Origin of the sequence: Streptomyces fractus (assembly GCF_049844455.1) — a bacterium.
GTDB classification, from domain to species: domain Bacteria; phylum Actinomycetota; class Actinomycetes; order Streptomycetales; family Streptomycetaceae; genus Streptomyces; species Streptomyces fractus.
This window is the reverse complement of sequence record NZ_JBMYHI010000002.1, coordinates 7,477,898-7,501,059: the sequence shown is the minus strand read 5'-3', so window position 1 is coordinate 7,501,059 and position 23,162 is coordinate 7,477,898. Positions and strand designations below refer to the sequence as shown.

The following is a 23,162-nucleotide window of genomic DNA, read 5'->3' as shown; positions in this document are numbered from 1 at the left end:
AGATCCCTGGGAACGCACCAGGCCCGGAGCAGAACATTGTTCATGTTCTGCTCCGGGCCCGCGGAACGTGCTGTGCGCGGTGGGGCTCAGGCCTCGTCGCGGCGCAGGGTCGGCTTCAGGTCCTTGAAGCGACCGAGCAGTCCGTTGATGAACGCCGGGGACTCGTCGGTGGAGAACTCCTTGGCCAGCGAAACGGCCTCGTCGAGCACCACGGCGTCCGGGGTCCCGTCGACCCAGACCAGCTCATAGGCGCCGAGCCGCACGATGTTGCGGTCGACGACCGGCATCCGGTCCAGGGTCCACCCGACGGCGTACTGCGAGATGAGCTCGTCGATCCGGGACGCCTGCTTGGCGTACCCCTCGACCAGCTCCATCGTGTACTCGCTGACGGGCGGCTGCCGCGTGTCACTGCGGGAGTGCCGGATCCAGTCCGCGAGGACCGTCAGGGGATCGGCTCCGCGCTGGTCTGCCTCGAAGAGGATCTGAAAGGCGCGCTTGCGGGCCGTATTACGGGCAGCCACGGTTAGCTGTTCACCCGGCCGAGGTAGTCGCTGGAGCGGGTGTCGACCTTGATCTTCTCGCCCGTCGTGACGAAGAGCGGGACCTGGATCTGGTGGCCGGTCTCCAGGATGGCGGGCTTGGTGCCGCCGGTGGAGCGGTCGCCCTGGACGCCCGGCTCGGTCTCCTTGATGACCAGCTCGACGGCGGCCGGCAGCTCGACGAAGAGCACCTCGCCCTCGTGCTGGGCGACCGTGGCCTCGAAGCCCTCGATCAGGAAGTTGGCGGCGTCGCCGACGGCCTTGCGGTCGACGTGCAGCTGGTCGTACGTCTGCATGTCCATGAACACGAAGTAGTCCCCGTCCATGTACGAGAACTGCATGTCGCGCTTGTCAATGGTGGCCGTGTCGACCTTGACGCCGGCGTTGAACGTCTTGTCGACGACCTTGCCGGAGAGCACGTTCTTGAGCTTGGTGCGCACGAAGGCAGGGCCCTTGCCGGGCTTGACGTGCTGGAACTCGACGACGGACCAGAGCTGGCCCCCGTCGAGCTTGAGCACCAGGCCGTTCTTGAGGTCGTTCGTGGAAGCCACGGTTGCGGAATCTCCTGGACTGACGTGGACGACCCAGGGGCACGCGAGCAGCCTTGGAAGGCTAGAGCGCGAGCAGCTCCTTGGTCGTGATGGTGAGTAGCTCGGGTCCGCCGTCCGCCTCGGGGCGAACGACGAGCGTGTCATCGATCCGGACGCCGCCCCGACCCGGGAGGTGGACCCCCGGCTCGACGGTGACCGGCACACAAGTGTCCAGTTTACCCATGGCCGCGGGGGCCAACTGCGGGTCCTCGTCGATTTCGAGTCCCACCCCGTGTCCGGTCAGCGGCGCGAGCCCGTCACCATACCCTGCCGCGTCCAGGACGTGGCGGGCGGCCCGGTCCACTTCGCGGCACTCGACGCCCGGTGCCAGGCTCTCGCGGCCGGCCCGCTGAGCGGCGAAGACGAGGTCGTACAGCTCGATCTGCCAGTCCGCGGGCAAGGTTCCGATGACGAACGTACGGCCGATCTCGCAACGGTAGCCGCGGTACGTCGCGCCCAGGCACACGGAGAGGAAATCGCCCTCCTCGACCCGGCGATCGGTGGGCCGGTGGGCCACGCGCCCCGAGTTCGGGCCCGTGCCCACGGAGGTGGGGAAGGCGGGTCCGTCGGCGCCGTGGTCGACGAGTCGGCGTTCGAGTTCGAGGGCGAGGTGACGCTCCGTGCGGCCCACGAGGATGGACTCCAGCAGTTCACCGAGCGCCTGGTCGGCGATCTCGGCCGCGATCCGCAGGCAGGAGATCTCCTCCTCGTCCTTGACGAGGCGCAGCTGCTCGACGCCGCCGTTGAGGTCCAGGAGACGGAGCCGGGGCGCCACGGAGCCGAGTGCGCGGTGCCGGGCCACGGTCAGGTGGTGCTCCTCGACGGCGAGGGAGTCGGCGCCGCGGGTCGCCGCCACGTCCGCGGCGGCGACGGCCGGGTCCCCCGCGGGTACGTCGAGGACCTGTACCCGCAGCGCCTCGTCGACCCGGCCGTCGACGGGTTCGTCGCTCGGCGCCCGCGCGCACAGCAGGAGGTCGTCACCGCCGTCGGTGTCCCGGCCGAGCAGGAGGACGGCGCCGTTCCGTGCCGATCCCGCCAGGTAGCGGACGTTGGCGGGGCGCGAGACGAGAGCGGCCGCGCTGCCGCCCGCTGCCGCGCGCTCTCTGAGCCGGTCCCGTCGGGCCGCGTACACCTCTGCCATGACGCCGAGCGTACGAGCGGGCGCGGCGCGTGGCCGCCCCAGCGCGTCCGGACGGGTCCCTGCGGGGGGAACGGGTGGGGTGGCGGCGGGTGGGGCGGGGGGTGTTGCGGTGGGCTGGGTGTGGGCGGCGACGGGGCGGGCGCGGCACCGCGGGCGCGGCGCCGCACCGCCCCCGGCTTAGCCGGTCATCTCCCACCACCCCGTCGCCCCCACCAGACCAAGGCCGACGGCCCGCCGGGCTACGGCAGTGTCACCACTGCGGAGGGCTGGTGAGTGCTCGGGCCAGGACCTCGTCCAGGACCTGGGCCGTGCCGGGGACGTCCAGCTGGGAGTTGTCGATGATCGGGAGGCCCGAGCCGTACCAGCCCGCCATGCGCCCGTGGATGCGGGCGACCTCCTCGTCGGTGAGGCGGCGGTTGCCGCTGCGCCGGGAGTTGCGGTCCAGGACGATCTCCAGGCCGGGGAGGAGGACGACGGGCAGCAGCCCGGGGCCCACGTGCCGCTTCCAGCCGCCGAGGCCGACCACGGGCCGGTCCGGGAACACCGCGTCGTCGAGGATGCAGGAGATTCCGTTCGCCAAGAAGTTGCGCGCGGCGAAGCCACAGGTGCGGCGGGCGAGCCGGTACTGGGCCTCGCTGTTGTCGTTCCAGCCGCTCTGCGGGTCGGCGAAGCCCGAGCGGACCCATTCCCGTACGTCGTCGAGGCTGATGTGGGCCGTCGGGACGCGACGGCTCTCCGCCCAGTACTTGGCGACGCTCGTCTTTCCCGCACCCGCGGGACCGATGAGCAGCACCGCGAGCGTGGTCGACGTCGAATCGGCGGGCGCCTGCGCGGGCGGCGGACTCGGCACGGCGACGGGCGCACCGTTCGGGAGCTGCACATGCCCGGTGGTCTCACGCGGCTGCTGCTGCGGCTGCGCGACCGGCGGCGGTGGCGGGGACGGGGCCTGCGGCGCCTGGAAGTGCGGCGGCTGGGCGGGCGGGTGCTGCGGCGGCGCTCCGCTGAAGCCCGGCACGCCGGGCGGCTGCTGCGCGTGACTCGCCTGCGGCAAGGGGCCGGCCCGCACGTGCCCCGGCCGATGGGGCGGCGGCAGCGGAGATCCCCCTGCGTGCTGCATCCGGTGCCACTCCATCTCGTACGACGGTCACTTGGGCGCCGGCGAACGGGGCGCTACTGAACGGTACCGTCCCCGGCCGCCGTTGTGTGAACGGCCGGGGAGGTCACGACGTGCCCGAACGTGAACGGACCGCCCTATTCCGCCACTTCGCCGTAAGCGGCGAGCAGCACGGCGGGGTCGGGGCCCTCCAGGACGGTGGGCCTGCCGAGTCCGTCGAGGACGATGAAGCGCAGCAGATCGCCGCGGGACTTCTTGTCGACCTTCATCGTTTCGAGGAGCTTGGGCCACTGGTCGTAGCGGTACGACAGGGGCAGCCCCACCGATTCCAGGACGGTGCGGTGGCGGTCCGCCGTCGCGTCGTCCAACCGGCCTGCCAGGCGGCCGAGTTCGGCGGCGAAGAGCATGCCGACGGAGACGGCCGCGCCGTGCCGCCACTTGTAGCGCTCGTTCTTCTCGATGGCGTGCGCAAGCGTGTGCCCGTAGTTGAGGATCTCGCGCAGGCCCGCCTCCTTGAGGTCCGAGGAGACGACCTCGGCCTTGACCCGGATGGCGCGCTCGATCAGCTCGGCGGTGTGCTTGCCGGTGGGTGTACGGGCCGCCTGAGGGTCCTCCTCGACGAGTTCGAGGATCTTCTCGTCGGCGATGAACCCGGCCTTGATGACCTCGGCGAGACCGGACACGAAGTCGTGCACCGGGAGGGAGTCCAGCGCCGCCAGGTCGCACAGCACACCGGCCGGCGGGTGGAAGGCGCCGACGAGGTTCTTGCCCTCGGCGGTGTTGATGCCGGTCTTGCCGCCGACCGCCGCGTCCACCATGGCGAGCACGGTGGTCGGGATGGCGATCCAGCGCACGCCGCGCAGCCAGGTCGCGGCCACGAACCCGGCGAGGTCCGTGGTCGCGCCGCCGCCGACGCCGACGACGACGTCGGAGCGCGTGAAGTTGGACTGCCCGAGGGCCTTCCAGCAGTACGCGGCGACCTCGGCGGTCTTGGCCTCCTCGGCGTTCGGCACCTGGATGGCGATGGCCTCGAAGCCCTGGTCGGCCAGGTCCCCGCGCAGCGCCTCGCCGGTCTCGGCGAGCGCCTCGGGGTGCACGATGGCGACGCGCTTGACCTTGTCGCCGATCAACGAGCCCAGCTCGCCCAGGAGTTGACGCCCCACCAGGACCTCGTACGGGTCCGTCCCGGCGGTCCCGCCGACGTGGATACGGGTGACCTGCTCGGCCTGCTCGCTCATGCCTGCTTCAACTCCAGTGCGTCGAGGACCGCTTCGGCGACCTCTTCGGGGGTGCGGCCGTCGGTGGCCACGACCACCCCGGCGACCTCGGTGTACAGATGGCGGCGCGCCTCCATCAACTCCCGCCACTGCTTGCGGGGGTTGACGGCGAGCAGCGGCCGGGCCACGTTCAGGCCGGTCCGCTTGGCCGCCTCGTCGACGTCCATCGAGAGATAGACGACGGTGTGTCCGTCGAGCAGGGCGCGGGTGTCGGCGTCGAGGATCGCGCCGCCGCCGAGCGAGAGCACGCCCTCGTGACCGGCGAGCGCGGCCGCCACGGAGGCCTTCTCCAGCTCCCGGAAGCGCGCCTCGCCCTCGTCGACGAAGATCTCCGCGATGGTGCGGCCCTGGGCGGTGACGATGTCGTCGTCGGTGTCCCGGTAGGCGCAGCCGAGCCGCTCGGCGAGCAGCGCGCCCACCGTCGACTTGCCGACGCCCATCGGTCCGACGAGGACGACCTGCGGGCCGCTCACCGGATCTGGAGGTTGTCGAGGTACGAGGTGACGTTGCGCCGGGTCTCGGAGACGCTGTCGCCGCCGAACTTCTCCGCGACCGCGTCCGCGAGGACGAGCGCGACCATGGCCTCGGCGACGATGCCGGCGGCCGGCACGGCGGAGACGTCGGAGCGCTGGTGGTGGGCCTGCGTGGCCTCACCGGTGGCGACGTCCACGGTCTTCAGGGCGCGCGGCACTGTCGCGATCGGCTTCATCGCGGCACGCACCCGCAGCAGCTCGCCGGTGGACAGGCCACCCTCGGTGCCGCCCGCGTGGCCGGAGACGCGGCGGATGCCGTCGTCCGTCTTCACGATCTCGTCGTGCGCCTGCGAACCGGGCACGCGCGCGAGGTCGAAGCCGTCACCGATCTCGACGCCCTTGATGGCCTGGATGCCCATGAGCGCACCCGCCAGGCGGGCGTCGAGCTTGCGGTCCCAGTGCACGTGCGAGCCGAGGCCCACCGGCACGTCGTAGGCGAGGACCTCGACGACGCCGCCGAGCGTGTCGCCGTCCTTGTGGGCCTGGTCGACCTCGGCCACCATCTGCTTCGACGCGTCGGCGTCCAGGCAGCGCAGCGGGTCGGCGTCCAGCTTCTCGACGTCGGCCGGGGTCGGGTAGACGCCCTGCGGTGCCTTCACCGAGCACAGCTCGACGACGTGGCTGACGATCTCGATGCCGGCCGTCTCCTTGAGGTACGACCGGGCGACCGCGCCGAGCGCGACGCGGGCGGCCGTCTCGCGGGCGGAGGCGCGCTCCAGGATCGGGCGGGCCTCGTCGAAGCCGTACTTCTGCATGCCGGCGAGGTCGGCGTGGCCGGGCCGCGGGCGGGTCAGCGGCGCGTTGCGCGCCAGGTCCTTGAGGATCTCCGGGTCGACCGGGTCACCGGACATGACCTTGTCCCACTTGGGCCACTCGGTGTTGCCGACCATGATCGCGACCGGGGAGCCGAGGGTGAGTCCGTGCCGGACGCCGCCGAGGAAGGTGACCTCGTCGCGCTCGAACTTCATCCGGGCTCCGCGGCCATAGCCGAGGCGGCGCCGTGCCAGGTGGTCCGCCACCATCTCCGTGGTGATCGGAACGCCGGCGGGAAGTCCCTCCAGCGTCGCGACGAGTGCGGGGCCGTGCGACTCCCCCGCGGTCAGCCAGCGCAACCTGCTCAACGGTGCTCCTCATGCTCGCGCTCTGTGTATGGGAACGATCCTCCCATGCCCGCGGAGCCCGACGTTTCCGGTGTCCGGGGTGCGGACGCCACATGAGACACGAGCCACACGCGCGAGCCCGGCAGCGGGGTCAGCCGAGCGCCTTCACGCCCGCCGCGCGCATGGCGGCGAGCACCGGCCGGGTGTCGCCGGTGAACTGCTCGAACTGGAAGACGGCCTGGTGCACGAGCAGGTCGAGCCCGCTGAGCACCGCACCACCGCGCCGCGCCCAGGCGGCGGCCAGCGGCGTGGGCCACGGGTCGTAGAGGACGTCGAAAAGCGTGCCCACGCGCGCGGGTACGGCGTCGACCAGGTGGTCCGTGCCACCCTTCGGAGTCGTGGCGATGACCAGGGGTGCCTCGAAGGCGCGCGCCGCGTCGGCCCAGTCGGCCGTGCGGACGGCGACACCGAGGCGCTCGCCCCAGCCGCGCATCTCCTCCGCCCGCTGTTCGCTGCGTACGTAGGTGACGACCTCGCCGGTGCAGATCCGGGAGAGCGCGGCGAGCGCGGAGGACGCGGTCGCGCCCGCGCCGAGGATCGCCGCCGACTCGACCTTCTCCACGCCGCGCTCGTGCAGCGCCGCGATGAGCCCCGGGATGTCGGTGTTGTCGCCGACCTTCCGCCCGTCGGCGTGCAGCACGACCGTGTTCACGGCCTCCACGGAGCGCGCGGTCTCGGTGATCTCGTCGAGCAGCGGGATCACCGCGCGCTTCAGCGGCATCGTCAGCGAGAGGCCGCCCCACTCGGGGCCGAGCCCTGCGAGGAAGCCGGGCAGCGCCGCCTCGTCGGTCTCGAACCGGTCGTAGCGCCAGTCGTCAAGACCCAGCTCCGCGTACGCCGCGTTGTGCAGCTGCGGCGAGAGGGAGTGGGCGATGGGCGATCCGAGAACTGCCGCCCTGCGCACGTCAGTTGGCCTGGCTGGCATTGAACTTTTCCTTCAGCTTCTCGAACTCGGCGTTGGTCTTCGCGAACTCGGTCTTGTGCATGCCGTCCGTGGCCACGAAGTAGATCCAGCCGTCGTGCGTCGGGTCGAGCGTCGCGGCGAGGGCCACGTCACCGGGGTTGCCGATCGGGCCCGGCGGCAGCCCCTTGCGCGTGTAGGTGTTGTACGGGTCCTTGTTGCTGTTGATCTCGGACTCGCCGATGTTGATGTTGCTCTGCTTGTTCAGGTAGTTGAAGGTCGAGTCGAACTGGAGGAGCTGGTTGGTCTCCGTGTTCGACGTCTTGAGGCGGTTGTAGACGACCTCGGCCATCTTCCGGAAGTCGTCGTGCGTCTTGCCCTCGGCCTGCACGAGGCTCGCGACGGTAAGCACCTGCCACGGGCTGTCGAGGTGGAGCTTCGCGGCCTGGCCCTCGAGGTCGAGCTTCTCGTACCTGTCGTCGGCCCGCGCCACCATGTCCTTCAGGACCTCCTTGGGCTCCATGCCCTTGGCGGCCGCGTAGCTCGACGGGTAAAGGAAGCCCTCGAGCGGGTCCTTCACGCTGCGGTGGTTCAGCGCCCAGTCGGGCAGGCCGAGGTCCTTGTAGTCCTTCTTCGCGACCTTGGCCGTGGTGCCCTTGGAGACCTTGAGCTTCTTGTCGATCAGCTTGTAGACGGTCGCGTTGCGGGTGCCCTCGGGGATCGTGAGGTTGGCGCGGCTCGTCGGGCTGAGCAGCATGTCGACGGCGCTGGCCCCGGACATCTGCTTCTCCATGACGTACGCGCCGTCCTGGATCGACTTGCCCTTCGGGTCCGCCGACTGGGCGGCGACGAACGCGTCGACGCTCTGCACGACGCCGGCGTCCTTGAGCTTCTGCCCGATGGTGTAGCCGCCGGAGCCCTTCGGGATGACGACGGTGACCTGCTCGCCGTTCCCGTCGCCCGCGTAGTCGGGAGCCGCGCCGAAACGGTCCTGGTAGAACTGGTAGCCGAAGTAGCCGACGCCGCCGACACCGGCCGCGAAGATCACCGTGAGGACGAGGCAGGCGCAGCCGCTGCGCCGCTTCTTCGGCTTCTTGCCGCCACGGCCCCGGCGCCCGCGACCCTCGTCGTAGTCGTCCTCGTCGTCGCCACCGCCGTTGAAGAACGCTTCCTCGCCCTGGTCGGGTCCGGCGTCCCAGCCGGTGTCCGGGCCCTGCGGGCGGCGGCGGCCCGGCGGCTCCGGCGGCGGGTAGGCCCCGGGGGTGTTGTAGTAGTCCGGCTCCTCGCCGTTGTACGCGGCGTGCTGACCGGTGCCGTACGGGTCCGCGGGGTCCACGCCGTACGGGGGCTGGGCGCCCTGGCCGTTGTCCCAGCCGCCCTGCCCCTGCTGTCCGCCGTACGACTGCTGGCCATAGCCGGGGTCCTGGCCGTAACCGGGGTCCTGGCCGTAGCCGTAGCCCTGCTGACCGGACGTGTCCCAGTCACCGCCGTAGGCCTGCTGCGGGTCGTAACCACCCTGGCCGCCGTAGGGCGCCTGGCCGTGCCCGGCCTGCTGCCCCCACCCCTGGTCCCCGTACAGCGGGTCCGCGGGATGCCACGGTTCGGAGCCCTGGCCCCGGCCATACTCAGTCATCGGTCCCCTACAAGCCGCGAGGCGGGGTGGGCCGCTGTCCGATCTGGAAGGTCAACCGTTCCGCCTCTTGATGCTGTGCGGCGGCTATTCGAACACCGCCGGTCGCGCGGAACGTTACCGTATCGCGATCAGACAACCACTTCGACGCCCTCGCCGGGAGCGGTTCCTGACGCCCGTTCGGACTCCAGGGCCTGCTGGAGGATGATGACGGCGGCCGCCTGGTCGATGACAGAGCGGCCCTTTTTGGACTTAACACCGCTGGCGCGCAGGCCCTGACTGGCCGTCACTGTGGTCATCCTCTCGTCGAGAAGTCTCACCGGAACGGGTGCCACGCCTCGGGCGAGTTCCTGGGCGAAGCCGCGGACCTTCGCGGCCGCAGGACCCTCGCCGCCCTTGAGGGAGCGAGGGAGCCCGACGACGATCTCGATCGGTTCGTACTCCTCGACGATGGCCTTCAACCGCCGGTGGGCGGCCGGGACGTCACGTCCCGGCACGGTCTCCACCGGTGTCGCGAGGATCCCGTCGGGGTCGCAGGACGCGACCCCGATCCGGGCGTCCCCGACGTCGATCGCCAAGCGGCGGCCTCGGCGCATCAGTTCGCGGTCTCCGCGACGAGACGCTCGACGGCGTCCACGGCGTCGCCGATCGCGGCCGGGTTCTGGCCGCCGCCCTGCGCGACGTCCGGCTTGCCGCCGCCACCGCCGCCGAGGGTCTTGGCGGCCGTACGGACCAGGTCGCCGGCCTTGAGGCCGCGGTCGCGGGCGGCGTCGTTGGTGGCGATGACCGTGAGCGGCTTGCCGTTGGCCGTCGTGAACAGGGCGACGACCGCGGGGCGGCCGCCCTGGATGCGACCGCGGACGTCGAGCACCAGCTTGCGCAGGTCGTCGGCGGACGTGCCGTCCGGGACCTGGCCGGTGACGAGGGCCACGCCGCGTACGTCCTTGGCGCCCTCGGCGAGACCGGCGGCGGCCTGGAGGACCTTCTCCGCGCGGAACTTCTCGATCTCCTTCTCGGCGTCCTTCAGCTTGCCGAGCATCGCGGAGACCTTCTCCGGCAGCTCCTCGGAGCGGCCCTTGATCAGCTCCTGGAGCTGGGCGACGACCGTGTGCTCCTTGGCGAGGAAGCTGTACGCGTCGACGCCGACGAGTGCCTCGATGCGGCGCACGCCCGAGCCGATGGAGGACTCGCCGAGCAGCTTCACCAGGCCGAGCTGGGCGGTGTTGTGCACGTGCGTGCCGCCGCACAGCTCCTTGGAGAAGTCGCCGATGGTGACGACGCGGACGCGCTCGCCGTACTTCTCGCCGAACTCGGCGATGGCGCCCTGCTTCTTGGCGTCGTCGATCGACATGACCTCGGCCTGCACGTCGAGCTCGCGCGCCAGGACCTCGTTGATCTTCTGTTCGACGTCCGTCATCACGGCCGTGGGCACGGCGGACGGCGAACCGAAGTCGAAGCGGAAGCGGCCCGGCTGGTTCTCGGAACCGGCCTGCGCGGCCGTCGGGCCGAGCGCGTCGCGCAGCGCCTGGTGCGTCAGGTGCGTCGCGGAGTGGGCGCGGGCGATGGCGCGGCGGCGGGTCACGTCGATGATCGCCTGGGCCGGGGCGCCGACGGTCACCTCGCCGACCTGCACGACGCCCTTGTGGACGTACACGCCGGGGACCGGCTTCTGGCAGTCGCGGACCTCGATGACCGCGCCGTTGTCCAGCTTGATGCGGCCGGTGTCGCCGATCTGGCCACCGCCCTCGGCGTAGAACGGGGTCCGGTCGAGCACGACCTCGACCTCGTCGCCCTCGGTGGCGGCGGGCGACGAGACGCCGTTCACCAGCAGGCCGACGATCGTGGACTCGCCCTCGGTGGAGCCGTAGCCGATGAAGTCGGTGGCACCGGCGGCGTCCGCGATCTCGCGGTACGCGCCGACGTTGGCGTGGCCCGTCTTCTTGGCCTGGGCGTCCGCCTTGGCGCGCTCCCGCTGCTCCTTCATCAGGCGGCGGAAGCCGTCCTCGTCCACGGACAGGCCCTGCTCGGCGGCCATCTCCAGGGTGAGGTCGATCGGGAAGCCCCACGTGTCGTGGAGCAGGAACGCCTTGTCGCCGGCGAGGACCGACTTACCGGCGGCCTTCGTCTCGGTGACGGCGGTGTCCAGGATGTTCGTGCCGCCCTTGAGGGCCTTGAGGAACGCGGCCTCCTCGGCGAGCGCGACCTGCTCGATGCGCTTGCGGTCGGTGATCAGCTCCGGGTACTGCAGGCCCATCGTGTTGATCACGACGTCGAGCAGCTCCTGCACGACCGGGCCGGTGGCGCCCATGAGGCGCATGTTGCGGATGGCGCGGCGCATGATGCGGCGCAGCACATAGCCGCGGCCCTCGTTGCCGGGCGTGACACCGTCACCGATGAGCATCGTCGACGTACGCATGTGGTCGGCGACGACGCGCAGCGAGACGTCCGAGTCGTGCTTGTCGCCGTAGGAGACGCCGGTCAGCTCGGTCGCCTTGTCGATGATGACGCGCAGGGTGTCCGTCTCGTACATGTTCTGTACGCCCTGGAGGATCATGGCGAGACGCTCGAGGCCGAGACCCGTGTCGATGTTCTGCGACGGCAGGTCGCCGAGGATCTCGAAGTCCTCCTTGGACGTGCCGGCGCCGCGCTCGTACTGCATGAAGACCAGGTTCCAGATCTCCACGTAGCGCTCGTCGTTGACGATCGGGCCGCCCTCTTCGCCGAACTCGGGGCCGCGGTCGTAATTGATCTCGGAGCACGGGCCGCAGGGACCCGGGACGCCCATGGACCAGAAGTTGTCCTTCTTGCCCAGGCGCTGGATGCGCTCCTTCGGCACGCCGACGACCTCGTGCCAGATCCGCTCGGCCTCGTCGTCGTCGAGGTAGACGGTGATCCAGAGCTTCTCGGGCTCCAGCCCGTAACCACCGTCCGCCACGGAGCTGGTGAGCAGCTCCCAGGCGTACTTGATGGCGCCTTCCTTGAAGTAGTCGCCGAAGGAGAAGTTGCCGCACATCTGGAAGAACGTGCCGTGCCGCGTGGTCTTGCCGACCTCTTCGATGTCCGGCGTGCGCACGCACTTCTGGACCGAAGTGGCGCGCGGCGCGGGCGGCTTGACCTCACCCAGGAAGTAGGGCTTGAACGGGACCATGCCCGCGGGGACGAGCAGCAGAGTCGGGTCGTCCGCGATGAGCGACGCCGAGGGCACGACCTTGTGGCCACGCTCCTCGAAGAAGCTCAGCCAGCGGCGACGGATTTCAGCCGACTCCATCAGTGGTCCTCATTCCGATTGTTGATCGAGTACCGCGTGTTCTCGAGGTACTTGGGTTGCTTGAGTTGCTTGGTCTGCTGCGTGGCGAAGGTGTTCTGGATGACCGCGAAGCGGCTCCGCGGAGCCAGTTCGGGATCCGGCGCCTCGTTGATGCCGAGGGCGTCGCCCAGTTCGGCCTCGCGTTCGGCCATGTTGTCGCGGACGTCGAGAGCGAAGTCCTTGAGCTTGTGACCCGCCTCGACCGCCTTGTTGGCGGCCTGCGCCGCGAGCGACTCCGGCGTCAGCTGCTTGAGCTTGCGGTTGACCTTCGTGGTGGCCCATACGCCGGCGGCTGCGCCCGCGGTGAACCAGAACGTACGGCGGAACATGTATGCGGTCAGTCCCTCTTGTTCCGGTTGGCCCGCTTGGCCCGCCGCGCCTCGGGGAGCGTGCGCCCCACGATCACGGTACGGCGCGACTCCTTGGCGGGCGCGTCCTTGCCCCGGCCGCCGATGGCACGGCGCACTCCGTAGCCGAACGCGGCGACCTTGACCAGCGGGCCACCGAAGGTGGAGGCCACGGTGGAGGAGAGCGCCGACGCGTTCGACGTGACTTCCTGGACGTCCGAGGCGATCGAGTCGACACGGTCGATCTGGGTCTGCGCGGAGCGCACCGCGGCGGAGGCGTCGGCGAGCAGCGGCACGGCCTGTTCGGTCACGTCCGCGACCAGCTTGGTGGTCGCCCTGAGCGTCTGGGCCAGCCTCACGAGCGCCACCGCGAGGAAGGAGACCAGGATCGCCCAGAAGACAGCCACCAGAATCCCGGCAACCTCTCCACCGGACACGTGGCACCGCTCCCTAGCTCTGTGCGAATACGCAGCTGCTGAACATCAAAAAGTCGTCCCCCGAGCCTATCGCGCCCGACCCCGCGCTCCGTACCGCATTGTCGTCCCGAGCGGTGGACATTCGGGAGAGTGATTGTACGGACCGCGCACGCCTGAGTACGCTCTGTGCTCCATGCGACGCACTTCGCACCCCACAGATGTCCCCGCCGGCCCCCCACGGCCCGGCAACCTCCCCCACGAACTGAACCGTTTCGTCGGCCGTGCCGCCGAACTCGCGGCGCTGACAGCGGCTCTGGAGTCCGGCCGCCTGGTCACGGTCACCGGAGTCGGCGGTGTCGGCAAGTCCCGCTTCGCCGCCCACGCGGCCGCCCGCGCGCCGCGCTCCCTGTGTCCCGACGGGGTGTGGCGGGTGGAGCTGGCGACGGTGCGGCTGCCCGAGCTCGTCGAGTACACGCTCGCCGAGGCCCTCGGCCTCACCGACCACACCACCCGCGCGCCCCGCCAGGTCCTCGTGGACCACCTCGCGGAGCGCCGGCTCGTCCTCGTGCTCGACGGGTTCGAACACCTCGTCGACGTGTGCGCCTCTCTCATACGGGACCTGCTGCGCGCGGCGCCGGGGCTCCGGGTGATCGCGGTGGGCCGCAGACCGCTCGCCGTCGAAGGGGAGCAGGTGTTCCCGCTGGCGCCGCTGACACCGGCCGACGCCGCGGAGCTCTTCACGGACCGGGCCACGGCGCTGCTGCCCGGGTTCCAGCTGGACGGGCCCACGCTGATCGACGTACTGGAAGTGTGTCGCCGCCTCGACTGTCTGCCGCTCGCGGTGGAGCTCGCGGCCGGGCGGCTGCGGGTGCTGTCGCCGCCGCAGCTGATGGAGCGGCTGGACGACCGGTTCCGGCTGTTGCGCGGCGGCGGGCGGGACGCCCTGCCCCGGCACCAGACGCTGCGCACCACGATCGGCTGGAGCCATGAACTGTGCACGCCCCAGGAGCGGTTGCTGTGGGCGCGCCTCTCGGTGTTCTCCGGCTCGTTCGACCTGGAGGCGGCCGAGTACGTCTGCGGTGGCGAGAGCCTGCCCGCGGACGACGTCGTCGACGTCCTCGACGAGCTGCTCGCGCAGTCCGTGGTCGTCCGCGAGGAGGCCCGCGGCGAGGTGCGCTACCGGATGCTCGACACGGTGCGCGCGTACGGGGCCGAGTGGCTGGACGGTCTGGGCGACGGCCGCCGGATGCGGCGCAGGCACCGCGACTGGTACATGGGCCTGGCCACCTGGTGCGAGCTCGACTGGTTCTCGCCGCGGCAGGGCGAGGTGGCGTCCCGGATCGAGGCGGAGCTGCCGAATCTGCGGGCGGCCCTCGAACACTGCCTGACCGAGCCGGGCGAGACGCATCTGGGCCAGTACCTGGCGGGCACGCTCTGGTTCTACTGGGCGGGCTGCGGGCGGCTCGCCGAGGGGCGGCACTGGCTGGACCGCAGCGTCGGCCTGGACGTCGAGTTCGACGACGGTGACATCTGCCCCGGGGGCGGTGACGACGACCTGGAGTACGCGGCCTCTCGCCTCAAGGCGCTGTGGGTGCTCGGCTACGTCGCGATCCTTCAGGGCGACACGGTGCCCGCGCTCGCCGCGCTTCAGGAGTGCCGCGAGGAGGCGGAGCGCACCGGCGACGCCACGGCGCTCGCGTACGCGGTGCACCGCACCGGGTGCCTGGCCCTGGTCACCGACGACCTGCCGCGCGCCGAGGACCTGCTGCGCACCGCGCTGTCCAGGTACCGGGAGATCGGCGAGCTCAACAGCAACGTCCTGATGGGCCAGGTCGAGCTGGCGATGTCGCTCGCCTTCCAGGGCGATCTGGCGGAGGCCGTGGCGCTGTGCGCGGACGTGCGGCAGGTGTGCGAGGACCACGGGGAGCGCTGGACCCTCGCGTACGCGCTCTATGTGCTGGCGTACGCGCAGTGGACGGAGGGGAATTACGCGCGGGCGCGCCGGCTGCTCGGCGAGGGCCTGGCCATCGAGCACGAGTTCCACGATCTGCTGGGCACGGTGCTGACGATGGAGCTGATCGCCCTGGTCACGGTCGAGGAGGGGGACGCCGCCGAGGCCGCGGTGCTGCAGGGGGCGGCGGCCCGGATGTGGTCCTCCGTGGGGCTGCCGCTGTTCGGCTCGGCCCACTACAACGCGCCGCACAAGCTGTGCGAGACGCAGGCGCGGCAGGCACTCGGCGACGCCCGCTTCGCCGAACTGGCGCGCTCGGGCGAGCAGTTGGAGCACGACGAGGCGGTGGCCCGCGCGCTGAGCCGCGGCCGGCGGCAGCGCCCGGCGACGGCGGTCCCGCATCCGGCCCGCGCCGCGGAACCGGTCAGGGAGAAACGCGAACCCGCCGCCTCCCGCACCTGGAAGGGCGGGGAGACGGCGGGCTGAAACGCAGGTGGGACTACGTCCGCTCTCCCGTGAGGGAGACTCCGGTGAGGGAGATCAGCGGGCGTAGTACTCGACGACGAGCTGCTCGTCGCAGATCACGGGGATCTCCTTGCGGTTCGGGTCACGGTCCAGGCGGAAGGCCAGGGCCTTCAGGTTCACCTGGAGGTAACGCGGGGTCTCGCCCTCGGGGGCGAAGCCACCCTCACGCGCGACCTGGAACAGCGGCTTGTTGCGGCTGCGCTCGCGGACCATGACGACGTCGTCCGGCTTCACGCGGAAGGACGGCTTGTCGACCTTCTGGCCGTTGACCTCGATGTGGCCGTGAACGACCATCTGACGGGCCTGGTAGATCGTGCGGGCGATGCCCGAACGGAGAACCAGGGCGTCGAGACGACGCTCGAGCTCGATGACGAGCGCCTCACCCGTCTTGCCCTCGACCTTCTTGGCGCGGTCGTAGGCGCGGGCGATCTGCTTCTCGCTCAGGTCGTACTGAGCGCGCAGACGCTGCTTCTCGAGCAGACGGACCTTGTAGTCCGAGTTCTGCTTGCGGCCGCGGCCGTGCTCGCCCGGCGGGTAGGGGCGGGCCTCGAAGTACTTGACGGCCTTCGGGGTCAGCGCGATGCCGAGGGCACGCGACTTCTTGACCTTGGGGCGGGACTGGTTCGGCATGAACCAAACACCTCGTGTTTCTGATGCGAATACGGCTTCACCAGGGTTCGGGGAGGTCGCAATCCGCAGCCCGGGAAACCCCGCCTTTGTCCTTGCGGACGGGCAGGGCAGCCGCTCCCGGGTCTGGGCACATACGTGCAGCACGCGAGTGGCCCACCGACCGGGCTCCGGGCCCTCGCGGGCCGGGCTGGTGGTGGGCTGCCCGCGACACCTTCGACGGTGCGCGACGCTCCTGGATCTCCTGTGCCGTGCGGTGACCGCGCGGTTCGGGGGATCCGGCTTGATGTCCCGCTCTGGTGGTGCCGGTCTCCCTTTCGGGATCCCGGGCACGGGACACAGCACTTCGGAGCAGTCTACCGGATCAGTCGGACCCGTCGCCGCCAGGGCCCTTCGCCGGGCCCTGGAGCCGCTCGCGGACCCGCTCCACCACGTCCGCGTACCGGGCCTCCGCCCCGTAGCGCGTCGGCTGGTAGTAGCGGCGGCCCGCTATCGCGTCCGGCGCGTACTGCTGGGCCGCGATGCCGCCGGGCACATCGTGCGGATACACATAGCCCTGCGCGTGGCCGAGCTTGGCGGCGCCCTTGTAGTGCCCGTCCCGCAGGTGCGGCGGGACGGGTCCGGCCAGGCCCTTGCGGACGTCTTCCATGGCGGCGCCGATCGCTGTCGTCGCCGCGTTCGACTTCGGGGCCAGGGCGAGGGCGATCGTCGCGTGGCTCAGGGTGAGTGCCGCCTCCGGGAAGCCGATCATCGCGACGGCCTGGGCGGCGGCGACGGCGGTCGGCAGGGCCGTCGGATCGGCGAGGCCGATGTCCTCGCTCGCGGAGATCATCAGGCGGCGGGCGATGAAGCGGGGGTCCTCGCCCGCCTCGATCATGCGGGCCAGGTAGTGCAGCGCCGCGTCCACGTCCGAGCCGCGGATGGACTTGATGAGGGCGCTCGCCACGTCGTAGTGCTGGTCCCCGTCCCTGTCGTAGGTCACCGCCGCGCGGTTCACCGACTCCTCGACGCTTTCGAGGGTGATGGTCTCCTCGCCCTTGGCGATGGCCGCTCCGGCCGCCGCCTCCAAGGCGGTGAGCGCGCGCCGGGCGTCGCCGCCGGCCACCCGCAGGATGTGCTCCTCGGCGTCCTCCGCGAGCGTCACCGCGCTGTCGAGACCGCGCTCCTCGGTGAGCGCACGCGCGAGCAGTCCGCGCAGGTCGTCGTCGGTGAGCGATTCGAGGGTGAGCAGCAGGGAGCGGGACAGCAGCGGGGAGATCACCGAGAAGTACGGGTTCTCCGTCGTCGCCGCGATCAGCGTCACCCAGCGGTTCTCGACGGCGGGCAGCAGCGAGTCCTGCTGGGCCTTGCTGAAGCGGTGGATCTCGTCGAGGAAGAGGACCGTGTCCTTGCCGTGGGCGCCCAGCGCGCGGCGGGCGCCCTCGATGACGGCGCGCACTTCCTTGACGCCCGCGGTGATCGCGGACAGCTCCACGAACCGCTTGTTCGTCGCCTTGGACACCACGTACGCGAGCGTGGTCTTGCCGATGCCGGGCGGGCCCCAGAGGATCACCGAGGAGGCACCTGCGGGGCCGGATCCGCCGTCTCCGACCAGTCGGCGCAGCGGCGAGCCCTGCTTGAGCAGGTGCTGCTGGCCGACGACCTCGTCGAGGACGCGCGGGCGCATCCGGACGGCCAGGGGGCTCGCGGACGGGTCCTTCTCCTGGCGCTCTTCGGCTGCGGCGGTGAACAGGTCGGCTTCCACGATCAAAACCCTAAGTCACGCCACTGACAACGCCGCGGGCACGGGCCCCTCAGGCCCAGAGCGAGGAGCCCCAGCGCGTGAAGATCAGCACGGCGATGACGCCGATGTGCAGGACGGGCAGGGCCCAGGTGAAGTCCTCGAAGAACGTCCTGACCGGGCGCGGCGCCGGCAGGAAGCCGTTGCGGATGTTGGACGACGTGACGTACCAGAACATCAGGATCGTGGCGACCCAGGCGAGGCAGCACCACAGGCACAGCGCGTTGATCCGGTACAGGGACTGGAACTGGAGCCAGGTCACGAATCCGACGCCGAAGAGGCAGCCGAAGTTGAACGTCAGCCAGTACCAGCGAGGGAACCGCGCGCCGGCCAGCAGGCTCATGCCGACGCAGATCACGATCGCGTAGGTCACGAGGCCGAGCCACGGGTTCGGGAAGCCGAAGGCCGTCGCCTGGTCGCTCTTCATGATGTTGCCGCAGGAGATGACCGGGTTCAGGGAGCATCCCGGCGTGAAGTTCGGGTCCTCGGCCAGCTTGAGCTTGTCGAGCGTGATGATCCACGAGGCGAGCAGCCCCGCCGCGCCTGTGATCACCAGCAGGAGCCCGAAGGCCCGGCTGCCGCCGACGGAGCGGGGCGCGGGGTCGGCACCGCCGTCGCGGGAGACGGTGTCGCTTGCTGTCGTCGTCTTGCTCATCACGCCGATCCGTAGGTGAGTACGCGAGTGGGTGCTGCGGTCGAACTCATTCTGCCGCACCCGCCCCTGTGTCCACCGTTCGTTGGACATAAGCATGTACGCCCTCAGGGGCGAAATCGTTCGAGGCCCCGGAAACGTGTTCCGGGGCCTCGAACATCAGGTGTGCAAATCTGCCTGCCGCAGAAGCTTCCTGGATTTCCTACTTCAGCTTCGCGGTGAGCACGTTCACGATCTCGTCGACGGCGACGGCGTCCTGCTCGCCCGACTCCATGTCCTTGAGCTGCACGGCGCCCTCGGCCAGATCCCGCTCACCGGCGACGAGCGTGAACCGCGCGCCCGACCGGTTGGCGTTCTTCATGGCGCCCTTGAGGCCCTTGCCTCCGAAGGAGAAGTCCGCCGAGATCCCGGCCTTGCGCAGCTCGGTCACCTTGGCGAACAGCACGCGCCGCGCCTCGTCGCCGAGCGGCACCGCGAACACGCTGGTGGTGGCGGGCAGTTCGAGCTCGACGCCCTCCGCCTCCAGGGCCAGCACCGTACGGTCCACGCCCAGCGCCCAGCCGACCGAAGGCAGCGAGGGGCCGCCGATCATCTCGGACAGGCCGTCGTAGCGGCCGCCGCCGCCGACCGCGGACTGCGAGCCGAGTCCGTCGTGGACGAACTCGAAGGTCGTGCGCGTGTAGTAGTCCAGGCCGCGGACGAGCTTCTCGTCGTCCTCGAAGGCGACGCCCTCGGCGGTGAGCAGCTCGCGCACCTGCGCGTGGTACGCCTTGCACGCGTCGCACAGGTAGTCGCGCAGCAGCGGCGCGTCCGCGAGCTGCTTCTGCACGTCGGGCCGCTTGTCGTCGAGGACGCGCAGCGGGTTGATGTCGGCGCGGCGCAGCGTGTCCTCGTCGAGGTCGAGGCCGCGCAGGAAGGTCTGCAGTGCCTCCCGGTACACCGGACGGCACTCCTTGTCGCCCAGCGAGTTGAGCAGGATGCGGAAGTCGCGCAGGCCGAGCGAGCGGTACGCCTGGTCGGCCAGGATGATCAACTCGGCGTCCAGGGCCGGGTCCTCGGCGCCGATCGCCTCGGCGCCCACCTGCGAGAAGTGCCTGTAGCGGCCCTTCTGGGGGCGCTCGTAGCGGTAGTACGAGCCCGAGTACCAGAGCTTGACGGGGAGGTTGCCCGCCTTGTGGAGGTTGGCCTCCAGGGCGGCGCGCAGCACGGACGCGGTGCCCTCGGGGCGCAGGGCGAGCCTGTCACCGCCCTTGGTCTCGAAGGCGTACATCTCCTTGGTGACGATGTCCGTGGACTCACCGACACCGCGCGCGAAGAGCTCGACGTTCTCGAAGCCGGGAGTCTCGATGTAGCCGTAGCCGGAGTTCCGCAGCGGCGCGGAGATCGCCTCGCGGACCGCGAGGTACGTCGCGGAGTCCGGCGGAAGCAGGTCGTAGGTGCCCTTGGGGGCCTGGAAGGTACTCACGGGAGGTTCTCGTCACATTCCTCGTCGGGGAGCCTCGGTGGAGGGTCCCTGGCCGGCGGCCACCTGCCGCAGATACGGGTTGGTGGCGCGCTCCTGGCCGATGGTCGTCTGGGAGCCGTGTCCGGACAGCACCACGGTCGAGTCGTCGAGCGGCAGGCACACACGGCCCAGCGATTCGAGCATGTCGTCCATGGAGCCACCGGGAAGGTCGGTGCGTCCGATGGAGCCGGCGAAGAGCAGATCGCCCGAGAAGAAGACGGACGGGATGTCCGCCGCCTCGGGCATCCGGAAGGTCACCGACCCCTTGGTATGGCCCGGCGCGTGCGCGACGCCGAAGTCGAGCCCGGCGAGCTTCAGCTGCGCTCCGTCGGACAGCTCCCGCACGTCGTCCGGCTCCCCCACGGACAGCTCGCCCATCAGCGGCATGCCGATGGAGCGACCGATGCCCTTCTCGGGATCGCTCATCATGTAGCGGTCGTCGGGGTGGATCCAGGCCGGGACGTCGTGCGCCCCGCAGACCGGGACGACCGAGGCGACATGGTCGATGTGCCCATGTGTGAGGACGACCGCCACCGGCTTGAGCCGGTGCTTCTTGAGCGCTTCCTCGACTCCCTGGGCGGCCTGGTGGCCGGGGTCGATGATCACGCACTCCTCACCCGCGGCGGGGGCAACCAGATAACAGTTGGTGCCCCAGGCTCCTGCGGGGAACCCGGCAATCAGCACAATCGTCCTTCGTACGTCGTGGAATGTCGTCCAAACAGAATGCGGCGGATCAGAGCCTACCGGCGCGGCCGATTCCACAGCGAACCCATATACGGTACGGGGCACTATCAGGGGCCCGAAGCAGGTCACGAGACGTACGAGGAGAACACCCGGTGGTCAGCAAGGATCAGCGGCAGCGTCAGCTCGCCCGGGAGAAGTTCCTGCGCCAGCAGCAGCGGCGCGAGTCCGCTCGACGCAAGGCGCGCACCCGCAACACCGTGATCGCCTCCGTGCTCGCGGTGGTCGTCCTCGGCACGGGCGGCGCGTATGCCGCCGGGGCCTTCAGCGGTGACGGCAAGAAGGACACCTCGGGCGCGGAGGCGAGCCCGTCGCCCTCGCCGAGCAAGAAGGCGTCGGAGCCCAAGATGGCGATCGACAAGAAGGCCAAGTACGACATGGCCTTCAAGACGAGCGCCGGTGACATCACGGTCGCCATGGACGCGGCGAAGACTCCGCACACGGTGAACTCGTTCAAGCACCTCGCGGACAAGGGCTTCTTCGACGGGACGAAGTGCCACCGCCTCACCACCAAGGGCATCTACGTCCTTCAGTGCGGCGACCCCGAGGGCACCGGCGCGGGCGGCCCCGGCTACACGATCCCCGACGAGAACCTGGGCGGGCTCGGCAAGCCGGCCAAGGACGGCTCGGTGACCTACAAGGCGGGCACGGTCGCGATGGCGAACACCGGGCAGCCCGACTCCGGCGGCAGCCAGTTCTTCCTCGTCTACAAGGACAGCAAGCTGACGCCCACGTACACGCCCGTCGGCACGATGGACGCGAAGGGCCTCAAGGTCGTCCAGGACGTCGCCGCGAAGGGCGTCACCGGTGGCTCGGGGGACGGGGCGCCGAAGAAGGCCGTCAAGGTCGAGAAGGCCACGGTCACCAAGAAGTGAGGCCACAGGGCCGCCCCACGCGCGCGTAGGCACGGAATTGAGCCGCGCTGAGTGCGGACAGTGGGGCGGCCGGTCGCCTAGATTGGCTTCGTGCGGCGCGGATTCGAGCCGCGTTGTGGAGGGCGGGCCGGGCCCGCCAGGAAACTGTGGACGATGCCCCGGGGCGAGACACCCCGCGCAGGCATCATGTGGAGGAGGCGCTGTGAGCAGCGACCCGTGGGGCCGCGTCGATGAGACGGGGACCGTGTACGTGCGTTCGGCCGACGGCAGCGAGCGGGAGGTCGGTTCGTGGAAGGCGGGGTCTCCTGACGAGGCTCTGGCCTACTTCAAGCGCAAGTACGACGGCCTGGTCGTCGAGATCGGGCTCCTCGAGCGCCGGGTGAAGACGACCGACCTGTCGTCCAAGGACGCCATGACGGCGATCGAGCACCTGCGCGACCAGGTCACGGACGCCCACGCGATCGGCGATCTGGACGCGCTCGGCAAGCGGCTCGACAAGCTGGTGGAGAGCGTCGAGGCCCGCCGCGAGGAGCGCAAGGTCCAGAAGGCCAAGCAGTCCGACGAGGCGCGGCACTCCAAGGAGGCGCTGGTCGTCGAGGCGGAGGAGCTGGCCCAGTCCGAGCAGTGGCGGGCGGCCGGCGAGCGGCTGCGCGCCCTTGTGGACACCTGGAAGGGGCTGCCGCGCCTGGACCGCAAGTCGGACGACGAGCTGTGGCACCGCTTCTCGCACGCCCGCTCGGCCTTCTCCAAGCGCCGCAAGGCCCACTTCGCGTCGCTTGACGCGCAGCGCGAGGAGGCCCGCAAGACCAAGGAGAAGCTGGTCGCGGAGGCCGAGTCGCTGTCGAACTCGACGGACTGGGGCGCCACGGCGGCCCGGTACCGCGACCTGATGACGGACTGGAAGGCCGCGGGCCGCGCCCAGCGCGAGCACGAGGACGACCTGTGGAACCGCTTCCGCGGCGCCCAGGACGTCTTCTTCGCGGCCCGCAGCGCGGTGTTCGCCGAGCGCGACGCCGAGCAGGGCGAGAACCTCAAGCTCAAGGAGGCGCTCGCCGACGAGGCCGAGAAGCTGCTGCCGATCGAGGACCTGAAGTCGGCACGCGCCGCCTTCCGCTCGATCAACGAGCGGTGGGAGGCCATCGGTCACGTCCCGCGGGACGCCCGCCCGAAGGTCGAGGGCCGGATGCACACCGTGGAGCGCGCCCTCCAGGAGTCCGAGGAAGCCGAGTGGCGCCGTACGAACCCGGAGGCACGCGCGCGTGCCGAGGGCCTCACCGGTCAGCTCCAGGCGGCGGTCGACAAGCTGGTCGGTCAGGTCGAGCAGGCGCGTGCGCAGGGCAACAACGCGAAGGCGGACAAGCTCCAGAAGGAGCTTGACGGTCGCCAGGCGCTGCTTGACCAGGCGGTGAAGGGGTTGCACGAGTTCGGTGGGTGACCCTGCTGGCGCGGCAGCGTGAAACGGCCCCCGAGCATTGTGCTCGGGGGCCGTTCCTACGTCTCGGGGCTCTGCCCCGGGCTCCGCTGCTCAATCGCCGCAGGGGCTTGATTTGCT

The 23,162-nt window shown here is 70.5% G+C and carries 21 protein-coding genes; 3 read left to right on the top strand and 18 right to left on the bottom strand.

The window, feature by feature from the left end:
- Positions 1-86: 86 nt before the first annotated feature.
- From nusB to ACP4E5_RS35995, 13 genes are all read right to left on the bottom strand, one after another.
- Positions 87-521 (bottom strand): transcription antitermination factor NusB, encoded by a 435-nt coding sequence (nusB, locus tag ACP4E5_RS36055; protein ID WP_326014240.1) that lies wholly within the window; start codon positions 519-521, stop codon positions 87-89.
- A gap of 2 nt (positions 522-523) precedes the next feature.
- A complete protein-coding gene (gene efp, locus ACP4E5_RS36050; RefSeq protein ID WP_425836172.1) occupies positions 524-1,090 on the bottom strand; it encodes an elongation factor P in 567 nt (188 codons plus the stop codon).
- Between the two features lie 61 nt (positions 1,091-1,151).
- Positions 1,152-2,270: a M24 family metallopeptidase gene (locus ACP4E5_RS36045; RefSeq protein ID WP_425836170.1), complete on the bottom strand. Its 1,119-nt coding sequence runs from the start codon at positions 2,268-2,270 to the stop codon at positions 1,152-1,154.
- 250 nt (positions 2,271-2,520) lie between these two features.
- Positions 2,521-3,387, bottom strand: a complete 867-nt coding sequence (locus ACP4E5_RS36040; protein WP_425836168.1) for a Pro-rich N-terminal domain-containing protein — start codon at positions 3,385-3,387, stop codon at positions 2,521-2,523.
- A 134-nt stretch (positions 3,388-3,521) separates the two neighbouring features.
- Complete coding sequence (gene aroB / locus ACP4E5_RS36035; protein WP_425836166.1) at positions 3,522-4,622, bottom strand: 3-dehydroquinate synthase; 1,101 nt, start codon at positions 4,620-4,622, stop codon at positions 3,522-3,524.
- Positions 4,619-5,134 carry a shikimate kinase gene (locus ACP4E5_RS36030; protein WP_425836164.1) on the bottom strand — a complete coding sequence of 172 codons (516 nt, stop codon included), beginning with the start codon at positions 5,132-5,134 and terminating at the stop codon, positions 4,619-4,621. Before ACP4E5_RS36030 ends, aroB begins: the two co-directional genes overlap by 4 nt.
- Positions 5,131-6,315, bottom strand: coding sequence for a chorismate synthase (aroC, locus tag ACP4E5_RS36025; RefSeq protein ID WP_425836162.1), 1,185 nt, complete (start codon positions 6,313-6,315; stop codon positions 5,131-5,133). The genes ACP4E5_RS36030 and aroC overlap by 4 nt, the downstream gene beginning before the upstream one ends.
- Positions 6,316-6,445: 130 nt before the next feature.
- On the bottom strand, positions 6,446-7,279 hold the full coding sequence (locus ACP4E5_RS36020; protein ID WP_425836160.1) for a shikimate dehydrogenase: 834 nt from the start codon (positions 7,277-7,279) through the stop codon (positions 6,446-6,448).
- Entirely contained in the window at positions 7,260-8,888 is a 1,629-nt protein-coding gene (gene mltG, locus ACP4E5_RS36015) for an endolytic transglycosylase MltG (protein WP_425836158.1), read from the bottom strand. The genes ACP4E5_RS36020 and mltG overlap by 20 nt, the downstream gene beginning before the upstream one ends.
- 128 nt (positions 8,889-9,016) lie before the next feature.
- A complete protein-coding gene (ruvX, locus tag ACP4E5_RS36010) occupies positions 9,017-9,481 on the bottom strand; it encodes a Holliday junction resolvase RuvX (RefSeq protein WP_266721783.1) in 465 nt (154 codons plus the stop codon).
- Positions 9,481-12,153: an alanine--tRNA ligase gene (gene alaS / locus ACP4E5_RS36005; protein ID WP_425836156.1), complete on the bottom strand. Its 2,673-nt coding sequence runs from the start codon at positions 12,151-12,153 to the stop codon at positions 9,481-9,483. The genes ruvX and alaS overlap by 1 nt, the downstream gene beginning before the upstream one ends.
- Positions 12,153-12,521: a DUF6167 family protein gene (locus ACP4E5_RS36000; protein ID WP_425836154.1), complete on the bottom strand. Its 369-nt coding sequence runs from the start codon at positions 12,519-12,521 to the stop codon at positions 12,153-12,155. The genes alaS and ACP4E5_RS36000 overlap by 1 nt, the downstream gene beginning before the upstream one ends.
- Positions 12,522-12,529: 8 nt before the next feature.
- Positions 12,530-12,976, bottom strand: a complete 447-nt coding sequence (locus ACP4E5_RS35995) for a DUF948 domain-containing protein (protein ID WP_385763044.1) — start codon at positions 12,974-12,976, stop codon at positions 12,530-12,532.
- 172 nt (positions 12,977-13,148) lie between these two features.
- On the opposite strand from ACP4E5_RS35995, the gene ACP4E5_RS35990 reads away from it, so the two are divergent.
- Positions 13,149-15,392, top strand: coding sequence for an ATP-binding protein (locus ACP4E5_RS35990; RefSeq protein ID WP_425836152.1), 2,244 nt, complete (start codon positions 13,149-13,151; stop codon positions 15,390-15,392).
- Positions 15,393-15,446: 54 nt separating this feature from the next.
- On the opposite strand, the gene rpsD is transcribed toward ACP4E5_RS35990, so the two are convergent.
- From rpsD to ACP4E5_RS35965, 5 genes are all read right to left on the bottom strand, one after another.
- Positions 15,447-16,061, bottom strand: coding sequence for a 30S ribosomal protein S4 (gene rpsD / locus ACP4E5_RS35985; RefSeq protein ID WP_327664298.1), 615 nt, complete (start codon positions 16,059-16,061; stop codon positions 15,447-15,449).
- A 361-nt stretch (positions 16,062-16,422) separates the two neighbouring features.
- Positions 16,423-17,802 (bottom strand): replication-associated recombination protein A, encoded by a 1,380-nt coding sequence (locus ACP4E5_RS35980; protein ID WP_425836149.1) that lies wholly within the window; start codon positions 17,800-17,802, stop codon positions 16,423-16,425.
- Positions 17,803-17,851: 49 nt separating this feature from the next.
- Positions 17,852-18,493 (bottom strand): vitamin K epoxide reductase family protein, encoded by a 642-nt coding sequence (locus ACP4E5_RS35975; RefSeq protein ID WP_425836147.1) that lies wholly within the window; start codon positions 18,491-18,493, stop codon positions 17,852-17,854.
- Positions 18,494-18,692: 199 nt separating this feature from the next.
- Positions 18,693-19,955, bottom strand: coding sequence for a histidine--tRNA ligase (gene hisS, locus ACP4E5_RS35970; RefSeq protein WP_425836145.1), 1,263 nt, complete (start codon positions 19,953-19,955; stop codon positions 18,693-18,695).
- Between the two features lie 12 nt (positions 19,956-19,967).
- A complete protein-coding gene (locus tag ACP4E5_RS35965) occupies positions 19,968-20,678 on the bottom strand; it encodes an MBL fold metallo-hydrolase (protein ID WP_425836143.1) in 711 nt (236 codons plus the stop codon).
- Between the two features lie 152 nt (positions 20,679-20,830).
- Here ACP4E5_RS35965 and ACP4E5_RS35960 point away from each other — a divergent pair, with 152 nt between their 5' ends.
- Both ACP4E5_RS35960 and ACP4E5_RS35955 read left to right on the top strand, forming a co-directional pair.
- Positions 20,831-21,610 (top strand): peptidylprolyl isomerase, encoded by a 780-nt coding sequence (locus tag ACP4E5_RS35960; RefSeq protein ID WP_425836141.1) that lies wholly within the window; start codon positions 20,831-20,833, stop codon positions 21,608-21,610.
- A gap of 202 nt (positions 21,611-21,812) precedes the next feature.
- On the top strand, positions 21,813-23,045 hold the full coding sequence (locus ACP4E5_RS35955) for a DUF349 domain-containing protein (protein ID WP_425836139.1): 1,233 nt from the start codon (positions 21,813-21,815) through the stop codon (positions 23,043-23,045).
- The last annotated feature ends 117 nt before the right edge of the window (positions 23,046-23,162 follow it).